Annotated in this window: 8 protein-coding genes; 7 read left to right on the forward strand and 1 reads right to left on the reverse strand. The window is 61.3% G+C overall.

The genetic code is table 11. The annotated features are described in order from the left end of the window. A partial coding sequence (locus ABYO54_RS09830; protein WP_372808076.1) for a redox-sensing transcriptional repressor Rex occupies positions 1 to 528 on the reverse strand: 528 nt, incomplete at its 3' end. A gap of 162 nt (positions 529 to 690) precedes the next feature. On the opposite strand from ABYO54_RS09830, the gene pflB reads away from it, so the two are divergent. The 7 genes from pflB (at position 691) to ABYO54_RS09865 (ending at position 9,269) form a co-directional block, all read left to right on the forward strand. Next, a complete protein-coding gene (gene pflB / locus ABYO54_RS09835) occupies positions 691 to 2,928 on the forward strand; it encodes a formate C-acetyltransferase (RefSeq protein ID WP_372808077.1) in 2,238 nt (745 codons plus the stop codon). A gap of 91 nt (positions 2,929 to 3,019) precedes the next feature. Then, positions 3,020 to 3,772, forward strand: coding sequence for a pyruvate formate-lyase-activating protein (gene pflA, locus ABYO54_RS09840; protein ID WP_372808078.1), 753 nt, complete (start codon positions 3,020 to 3,022; stop codon positions 3,770 to 3,772). Between the two features lie 90 nt (positions 3,773 to 3,862). Further along, entirely contained in the window at positions 3,863 to 4,669 is an 807-nt protein-coding gene (locus ABYO54_RS09845; protein ID WP_372808079.1) for a trypsin-like serine protease, read from the forward strand. A 75-nt stretch (positions 4,670 to 4,744) separates the two neighbouring features. After that, positions 4,745 to 6,415, forward strand: coding sequence for a dihydroxy-acid dehydratase (gene ilvD, locus ABYO54_RS09850; protein ID WP_372808080.1), 1,671 nt, complete (start codon positions 4,745 to 4,747; stop codon positions 6,413 to 6,415). 21 nt (positions 6,416 to 6,436) lie between these two features. After that, entirely contained in the window at positions 6,437 to 7,360 is a 924-nt protein-coding gene (locus tag ABYO54_RS09855; protein WP_372808081.1) for a hypothetical protein, read from the forward strand. 132 nt (positions 7,361 to 7,492) lie between these two features. Further along, entirely contained in the window at positions 7,493 to 8,812 is a 1,320-nt protein-coding gene (locus ABYO54_RS09860; RefSeq protein ID WP_372808082.1) for a YihY/virulence factor BrkB family protein, read from the forward strand. A gap of 31 nt (positions 8,813 to 8,843) precedes the next feature. Further along, positions 8,844 to 9,269, forward strand: coding sequence for a GxxExxY protein (locus ABYO54_RS09865; protein ID WP_372808083.1), 426 nt, complete (start codon positions 8,844 to 8,846; stop codon positions 9,267 to 9,269). The last annotated feature ends 16 nt before the right edge of the window (positions 9,270 to 9,285 follow it).

Genomic DNA, 9,285 nt, shown 5'->3' on the forward strand with positions numbered 1-9,285 from the left:
GATGGCGCGGATGCCGCCGGCGATCATTGCGTCGGCCACGCCCTGGGCGACGGAGGCGGTGACGGTCAGGATGCCGATCTGCACATGCATGCGCTTGGCAAGCCCTGGCATTTTTTCGATGTCAAGAATGGCCTTCCCATGCACTTTGGTGCCGATGATGGCGGGATTCTTGTCGAACGCGGCCGCGATGCGCATGCCGTGCTGTTCGAATCCCTGATAGCCCAGCAACGCGCGGCCGAGGCTGCCCACCCCGACCAAAAAGGCCTCGGAGGTGTTCGACCAACCCAGAAACTCCTCGATCGCCTCGATGATCTCGTCCATTTGGAAGCCCAGTCTTGGGCGTCCGACCGCCCCGGTGATCGCCAAATCCTTGCGGACCACGATCGGGTCCAGCCCCAATTCCTTCGCAACGACCGTGCCGGAGGCATATTCCTCGCCGTTTTCCTTCATTTTGCGCAGTAGCCGCAAGTAAAGCGGCAGGCGCTTGAGGGTCGGCACTCCGGCCGTTTTGCGTTCCAGTTGACTCATAAGTCTAATCTCCGTATTTAGCCGAACGGTACCGGACCGGATCGATATCCGTCAATCGATACCTGATGTTCGATTGCCGAGCCGGTGCCGCTATTATCCCTTTTAAGTCGTTGACCCTCCCGCCGCGCATAACGATGATGCCCGTTTTACTTCAAAGGAGAAATGATGACGGCAGACAAGGCATGGGACGGCTTCGGCGGCAAGCTATGGCGGAAAACGGTCGATGTGCGCGACTTCATCCAGAGCAACGTTATCCCGTACGAGGGCGATGCGGCCTTCCTCGCCGCCCCGACCGAGGCAACCAACGGGCTGTGGGCGAACGTCACGGATCTGATGAAGGAGGAGCTCGGCAAAGGCATCCTCGATGCGGATACCGACACCCCTTCGACCATCGTGTCCCATGCGCCGGGCTACATCGACCGCCCGCTCGAAAAAATCCTGGGCCTGCAAACCGAGGCCCCGCTCAAGCGCGCCATCATGCCCAACGGCGGCCGCCGCATGGTCGAAGTCGGCCTCGATGCCTACGGCTACCACTTCGACGACAAGCTCAACGAGTTTTACAAAAAGTACCGCAAGACGCACAACGACGGCGTGTTCGATGCCTATACGCCCGAAATGCGCGCCGCCCGTTCCGCCGGGATCGTGACGGGCCTGCCGGATGCCTATGGCCGCGGACGTATTATCGGCGACTACCGCCGCGTCGCCCTCTACGGCGTCGATTTCCTCATCCAGGACAAGCGGAAGCAAAAGGCCCGCTCCGACTTCGAGTCCATGACCGAGGAGGTCATCCGCGCCCGCGAGGAATTTTCCGAGCAGTTGCGCGCCTTGGCGGAGCTCAAGGCGATGGGCGAAAGCTATGGGTTCGATCTGTCCCGCCCCGCCGCGAACGCGCAGGAGGCCATCCAGTGGACCTATCTCGCCTACCTCGCCGCCACCAAGGAGCAGAACGGCGCCGCCATGTCGCTCGGCCGCGTTTCCTCCTTTTTCGATATCTATATCGAGCGCGACCTCGCCAACGGAACCCTTGCCGAAGCCGAGGCCCAGGAGTTGGTCGACCACTTCGTCATGAAGCTGCGCATGATCCGTTTCCTGCGCACCCCCGCCTACGACGAGCTCTTCTCCGGCGACCCGACCTGGGTCACCGAATCGATCGGCGGTATCGGCCTCGACGGCCGGCCGCTCTGCACCAAGAGCAGCATGCGCTTCCTCCACACGGTCTACAACCTCGGTCCCGCGCCGGAGCCCAACCTGACCGTCCTCTGGTCGGAAAAGTTGCCGGAAAACTTCAAGCGCTTCTGCGCCAAGGTCTCGATCGACACCAGCACCATCCAGTATGAAAACGACGACCTGATGCGCCCGAAGTTCGGCGACGACTACGGCATCGCCTGCTGCGTATCGGCGATGCCGATCGGCAAGCAGATGCAGTTTTTCGGCGCCCGCTGCAATCTTGCCAAGGCGTTGCTCTACGCCATCAACGGCGGCGTGGACGACATGACCGGCGAGCAGGTCGGGCCGGATGTCGGCATCATTACGGAAGACTATCTCGACTACGACCGCGTTATGGCGAAGTTCAAGCTGGTGCAGGCCTGGTTGGCCGGGCTCTATCTCAACACGCTCAACGTCATCCACTACATGCACGACAAATATGCCTACGAGCGCATCCAGATGGCCCTGCACGATGCCGACGTCCACCGGACCCTCGCCGGCGGCATTGCCGGACTCTCCGTCGTGGCCGATGCTTTCTCCGCCATGAAGTACGCCAAGGTGCGCGTCGTCCGCGACGAAAAGGGATTCGCGACCGACTACGAAATCGAGGGCGACTATCCCGCCTTCGGCAACAACGACGATCGCGTCGATTCGATCGCCTGCGAACTCGTCCACGGTTTCATGGAGGAACTGCGCAAGCACAAGGCCTACCGCAACGCCGAACAGACGATGTCGGTCCTGACCATCACCTCCAATGTCGTCTACGGCAAGAAGACCGGCAACACGCCGGACGGCCGCAAGAAGGGCGAACCCTTCGCTCCGGGCGCAAACCCGATGCACGGCCGCGACGTGCGCGGGTCGATCGCCTCCATGGCCTCCGTGGCCAAGTTGCCGTTCGACGATGCCGAGGACGGCATCTCCTACACCTTCTCCATTGTGCCGCGCGCGCTCGGCAAGGCCGAGGCGGCCCGCGCGGAAATGCTGACCAGCATGATCGACGGCTATTTCCTCGAAGGCGGACAGCACATCAACGTCAACGTCTTCGACCGCGCGACGCTCGAGGATGCGATGGAGCACCCGGAACTCTACCCCCAGCTCACCATCCGCGTTTCCGGCTATGCCGTGAACTTCACCCGCCTGACCCGCGAGCAGCAGGTCGACGTCATTAACCGCACCTTCCACGAACGGATGTAGCGGAGGAAAACCACGCCGGCACGAAGTCCGCCGAGAATTCCTTTGGGGCCCTTCGTGTTCTTTGAGCCTTTGTGGTAAAGGTCTTTTGCATATGACGATTGAAGAAGCCAGAGCGGTGCGGGGGCGGATCGGCGCCTACGAAAGCTGCGGGACGGTCGACGGACCCGGACTGCGCTTCATCGTGTTTTTCCAGGGCTGCCCGATGCGGTGCCTCTATTGCCACAACCCCGAGTCGTGGGATTTCGGCGCGGGCATGGCGGTCACGGCCGGCGAGGTCTTCGACGAGATCCGCAAGTACAAGAACTTCATGCGCCTCTCCAAGGGCGGCGTCACCTTTTCCGGCGGCGAACCGCTCGGCCGCCCGCGATTTCTCGAGGCCTTGCTGACGCTGTGCAAGGACGATGGGATCCACACCGTGGTCGACACCAGCGGCTTCACGCCGTTGACCGAGACCGTCAAGCGCATCGTCGCGTTGACCGACCTGTTTCTGCTGGACGTGAAATGCGTCGATGCCAGCATGCACCAGATCATCACCGGCGAGACCAAGACGCGTACGTTTGCCTTCGCCGAATACCTGGCGCAATGGGGCAAGGAGGTCATCCTGCGCTATGTTTTCGTGCCGCAGCTCAACGACCGGGTGCACCACATGCGCAAGCTGGCCAAGTGGGCCGTCGAACTCGGCAACATCGAAAAAGTCGAGCTGCTGCCGTTCCACAAGATGGGCGAGTGGAAGTGGAAGCAATACGCCCTGCCGTACCGCCTCTCCGAAACCCGCGTGCCCGAGCCCGAAGAGATCGAGCACTTCGCCGACATCTTCCGCAAATACGGACTGACGGTCGAGTAGCCGCCGCACCTTGCCGCCACGGCGAGATCGGGCATTTTTTCGGTTGTTTCTAGGATGGGTCTGGTTTCTAAATACCGACTGGAGGTTTGTATGAAAAAAGTTGTTTTTGGAGTGGTGTTGGCGCTGGTCCCGATGGCCCAGGCGTTGCTGGTCGTGGGCGATGCGGGAAGCAGCTCGGAGTATACCGTGGGCACCAACGGCGGCGCGGGCTGGAATTATGTGGGCAACCTCATCGGCGCGGCTCCGTCCAGCGTCACGTATGTTTCCAACGGATGGTTCCTGACCGCCAACCATGTTTGGAATTACGACGTGGTGGGCAAGAGCCTGGAAACCCTCCAGCTCGGCGGATACACCTATTCGATCAACACCTCGACCTACACCCAGATCTTGAACACCGACGCCACCGCCACCGATCTCTGCATGTTCCGCGCAACAAGTTTCGACGAACTGCCGGTGGGGATGGCGGTCTTGGAATCGACGCCGGGCGCGAACGATGCCCTGCGCTTGATTGGAAACGGCTACGACAACGAAAGCAACACGGGCCTGACCTGGGGCGACGGTACCACCTTCCAAACCGGTAGCGGAAGAAACTCTTCGACCTACACGCTGGAGTACAGCGATACCACCTGCTTCCTCTCCGTCTACGACGAAACAACCGATGGCAGCGCCTACGGCCAAACCTACGATTCCGGCGGCGGCGTCTTCGTCGACGGCCAGCTGGCCGGGATCATGCTCGGGGTCGGAACCCTCGGCGAAGAGGCGGTAACCTTGGTCGCCGACATGGGCACCTACGGCGAACAGATCAACGCCATCGCGGCCATTCCGGAACCCGCCGTGCTGGGGCTGGTGGCCGGCGCATCCGTTACCGCCCTCTTTGTCCGCCGCCGCTTCATCTAGGCTTCGAAGGTTTGCAATCGTGCCGAAGCCGGGATAGGATTCCGGTTTTCTTATTTCCAACGAAAGGACGCCGCCATGCGCAGTGACAAAACGAAAAAAGGTCTCGAACGGGCGCCGCACCGCAGCCTGATGCGGGCAACCGGAATGTCTTCGGAAGACATCAAGAAGCCGTTCATCGCGGTTTGCAACGCTTTCAACGAGGTGATCCCGGGCCACGCCCACCTCGATCAGGTGGGCAAGATCGTCAAGGACGCGGTTCGCGAAGCGGGCGGTACGCCGATCGAATTCAACATGATCGGCGTCTGCGACGGCATCGCCATGGGCCACTCGGGCATGAAATATTCCCTGCCCAGCCGCGAGCTGATCGCCGATGCCGTCGAAACCATGGTCGGCGCGCACGCGTTCGACGCCATGATCTGCATTCCCAACTGCGACAAGATCGTGCCCGGCATGATCATGGGCGCCATGCGCGTCAACATCCCGACCATCTTCGCCAGCGGCGGACCGATGAAGGCGGGGCGGACGAAAGACGGCCGCGTGGTTGACCTGATCAGCGTTTTCGAGGCGGTCGCCGAGCACAAGCAGGGCACGATTTCCGACGAGGAACTCGAAGAGATCGAATGCAAGGGATGCCCGGGGCAGGGGTCCTGCTCCGGCATGTTCACCGCCAACTCCATGAACTGCCTGTGCGAAGCCATCGGCCTGGCCCTGCCGGGCAACGGCACCATCCTCGCGCTCGATCCGGCACGCCACCAACTCTGGAAAGACGCCGCCAAACGCGCCGTCGAAATGGCCTATGCCGACGGCCCGCTGCCGCGCGACATCGTTACGCAGGAGTCGCTCGACAACGCCTTTGCGCTCGACATGGCGATGGGCGGCAGCACCAACACCGTGCTGCACACGCTGGCCATTGCGAAAGAAGCGGGCGTCGAATACGACCTCGACCGCATCAACGCCGTCTCCAAGAAGTGCCCGAACATCTGCAAGGTTTCGCCGTCGTCGCACTACCATATCGAAGACGTCCACGCCGCCGGCGGCATCAGCGCCATCCTCGCCGAGATCGCCAAGCGCGACGGGCTGCTGACGCTCGATTGCCCGACCGTTACCGGAAAGACGCTCGGCGAAAACATCGCCAACGCGGAAAGCAAGGACCTTGAATGCATCCGCAATCTCGAAAACGCCTACTCCGAAACGGGCGGTCTCTCCATCCTTTGGGGCAACCTCGCCGAAGACGGCTGCGTCGTGAAGAAGGCGGGCGTCGACCCGAAGATGCTGGTGCACACGGGCCCGGCGGTCATCTTCGAATCGCAGGAAGAAGCCTGCGAAGGCATCCTCGACGGCAAGGTCAAGGCGGGCGACGTCGTCGTCATCCGCTACGAAGGGCCGAAGGGCGGACCGGGCATGCAGGAAATGCTCGCGCCGACCTCCTACATCATGGGGCAGGGGCTCGGCGACAGCGTTGCGCTGATCACCGACGGCCGCTTTAGCGGCGGCACCCACGGCGCGTGCATCGGCCACATTTCGCCCGAAGCCGCCGAGGGCGGGCCGATCGGCCTGATCAAGGCGGGCGACATTATCGAGATCGACATCCCGAACAACAAACTGGCCGTGCGGCTTACCGACGAAGAGCTGGCCGAGCGCAAGAAGGATTGGACCGCGCCCGCTCCGCGCTTCACCACGGGCTGGCTCGCGCGCTACGCCAAGATGGCCACCAACGCCAGCAACGGCGCAATTCTGCAGGGCTAGCGCGCTGCCGGGAGGATGGTGTTGACCGCAAAGCTGCCGAGAAACAACGCCGAACCATTCGTGGTCCGGGCGCCTGGGCGTCTTGGCGGGCGTTTCCTCCCGATCCTGCTGGTTGCGGGGGTATCGCTGGTGGCGGTCAATACCCGCGCCGCCAGCCTGCGCGAGCGCGAGCAGGAGATCGCCGAGCGCTCCGAGAAGAAAAAAAAGGACAAGGAGGAGTCGTCGGCGAAATCGTCCGCCGCCGTTCCTTCCTCGTTAGGTTCGGGAACCTATCCCTCGTTCAGCGGCGACGATACGTTTTTCGGCAGCTTCTGGATGTGGGTGATCGCCGCCCCGTTCCGCTATAATCCTTGGGAGCCTCGCGTTGCGATGCGCCCGGACGTCGCCGAAGAGGGATGGGACGACGGCGAGGGTTTCGGTGGCCATTGGCACGAGTGGGGCGAGCAAACCATTCCCTATGCCCGCGTCGATTATAACTTCCAGTTCATCGATACCGCCGACAGCGTGCACGACGTCCGTTTCGAACTCGGCTATCGCTTGTTCGGTTTCCTGGGGCGGATGACGCGCTACACCGAGCCCGACGGATTCACGCTTGACCTCAACCAATACTACGGAATGTTCCGCGTGGGGGGCGCCGATTTGAATTTGATTCCCGGCGCGTTCGAATTGGGCATCGGAGTCGGGATGGTTTCCCACGCCGGCGATTCCCGCGACACGTCCGCCGCCTTCACGCTCCCCCTCAAATATTATCCGATCGACTATTTCGGCATCGAGTTCCGCCCGGCCTGGTACCGCTGGCAGGAAATCATGATCGGCGACTACGATATTTCCGCCAGCCTCGGAGGGCGCTTTGTCCAGATGCGCTGCGGCTATCGTTGGATCTGGGACGACGGCAAGGTCGACGTTCAGAGCGGAACCTATGTCGGGGTGAGCGTTTCCTTGTGATCGGTGCGGGGCTTGCCGTCGGCGGAATTCCCGGCGGTTTGTTCTGCGAGTCCTCTCCCGCAATACGCTCGACGTTCCGCTTTCCTTTGTGCGTTTTACCCCCTAAAGTCGCCTCCGACTAAGGAATGGGGCATGACAAATCAATTCATAGAAAGCGGCAAGCGCTTCCTGCATTTTTTGCAGCACGACCTGTGGCGGATCGATCTGGTGCACGATTCCAAGCTGCACGCTTTCGGGGTGGAGGTGCTGCGGGTCACCCATCTCGTGCTCAAGGGCGTGAAGGACGACAACTGCAAGCTGCACGCCGCCGCGCTGACCTATTCCACGCTGATGGCGCTGGTGCCGTTTTTGGTCATCCTTTTTTCCATAGGCAAAGCCATCGGATACGATGCCGCCGCCGAATCGCTGGTCGAGTTTGCCGTCGAAATGCCGGAGGGGATCCAGACCTTCATCCATCGCCTGCTCGAAATCGTTCAGGGCATCAACCCGGCCACGCTCGGCGCGGTCGGCGGCGTCATCTTCCTCTACATCATCTTCAAGTTGCTCAGCGGGATCGAGGAATCGTTCAACCAGATTTGGGGCGTACAGGCCTCGCGTGCGGTGGCCGACAAGATCCGCAACTATCTCTCCGTGCTCGTGATTGCCCCGGCCCTCATGCTGATCGCCAACGCGGGGTCGGCCTTCATTTTGGCGCTGGCCGCCAAGGTGGAATGGCTCGGCACCATCGTCCCGCTCTCCATGCAGCTGGCGCCGATTTTCGTGCTGGCGCTGGCCTTCGTGGCGGTCTTCATGTTCCTGCCCAACACCAAGGTCGGTTTCCGGGCGGCGGCGGTCGGCGGCCTCACCAGCGCGGTGATGGTGCTCGTGCTGCAGTCCGTCATTCTCAAGTTCAGCGCGGTCCTTTTCCAGAAATACGCCATCTACGGCTCCTTTGCCTCGATCCCGCTCTTCCTCTTCTGGCTGCACCTCAACTGGACCATCCTGTTGCTGGGCTCCGAGCTGGCCTTCGCCATCCAGAACCGCGACACCTATGCCGAGGAGCAGGCCGCCGTCCGCGCCAGTATGGTGGCCAAGCTGTGGGTCGCCTATTCCACCATGCAGGAGGCCGTCCGCGTTTTCCAGGGCCCCGATGCTGCGTTCAACACCACCCGCTACGCCCGCGAGAACAACATCCCGATCCGCCTCATGAACGAGGTCGTCGGCGTGCTCTCCCGCGCAAACCTGCTCGGCGAGGTCGCCACCGAAGGGCAGGAGGCCTACACGCTGCTTCAGGCCCCCGAAAACGTCACCGCCAAAAAAATCTACGACCTGTTGATCACCGACGGCGCCTCCCCGCAGGAACTCGGCCTCGTCGAGGATCGCGCCGCCGCCGAAATGCTCTCCGTCGCCGACATCTCGCTCGACGAAACCCTCGACCCCATCACGCTGCGCCGGTTCATGGGAGATGATTAGTTTCCACACGAAGACACAAAGGCACGAAGCAATGACGGAAAACGAAATCGGGAAGGTGGTCGTGGATTGTGCCGTGAAGCTGCACATGGAGCTGGGGCCGGGGTTGCTGGAATCGGTTTATGAGGTGCTGTTGGCACATCGTTTGGCATCAAAGGGGTTGAAGGTTGAACGACAAGTCCACATTCCCATTGAATTCGATGGCATCAGGTTCGATGAAGGTTTCCGAGCCGATTTGATTGTTGAGGAAAAGGTTCTTGTGGAACTTAAGTCTGTTGAGCGGACTGCCAAGGCGCATCAGAAGCAGGTTCTTACCTACCTGAAGCTCACTGGAATCAAGCTTGGATATCTATTGAACTTTGGTGAGGCGCTTATGAAAGACGGCATCCACCGCATTCTGAATGGAACCGTGGACTCGGTTGTACTCACACAGAGCCACGGAGACACGAAGCATGACTGAAAACGAAACCCGGACA

Source organism: Pontiella sp., from assembly GCF_041622395.1.
Taxonomy (GTDB): Bacteria; Verrucomicrobiota; Kiritimatiellia; order Kiritimatiellales; family Pontiellaceae; genus Pontiella.